This window comes from Pseudomonas sp. DE0010, assembly GCF_007680745.1.
Lineage (GTDB): Bacteria > Pseudomonadota > Gammaproteobacteria > Pseudomonadales > Pseudomonadaceae > Aquipseudomonas > Aquipseudomonas parafulva_B.
The window spans coordinates 1-295 of sequence record NZ_VEJQ01000154.1; the positions used below are offsets into that span (position 1 = coordinate 1).

General features: G+C 70.2%; 1 protein-coding gene. It reads left to right on the forward strand.

All coding sequences use genetic code 11. The annotated features are described in order from the left end of the window. Window positions 1–295 (forward strand): zinc-binding dehydrogenase (locus FS767_RS22045; RefSeq protein WP_144968218.1); only part of this gene is annotated, 295 nt, incomplete at both ends.

Here is a 295-nt window from a genome sequence, read left to right on the forward strand (position 1 = left end):
GTCAGCGACGCCCAGGCGGTGTTCGTTTCCGACGCCGTGCCCACCGGCTACTACGCCACCGACATCGCCGACATCCAGCCCGGCGACACCGTGGCGGTCTGGGGCTGCGGCGGGGTCGGGCAGATGGCCATTCGCAGCGCCTACCTGCTGGGCGCCGAACGGGTCATCGCCATCGACCGCTTCAGCGATCGCCTGCAACTGGCGGCCGAGAAGGCCGGCGCCATCGTCCTCGACTACGAGACCACCAACATCCATGAGGCGCTGCTGGAGCTGACCGGTGGCCGCGGTCCGGGTC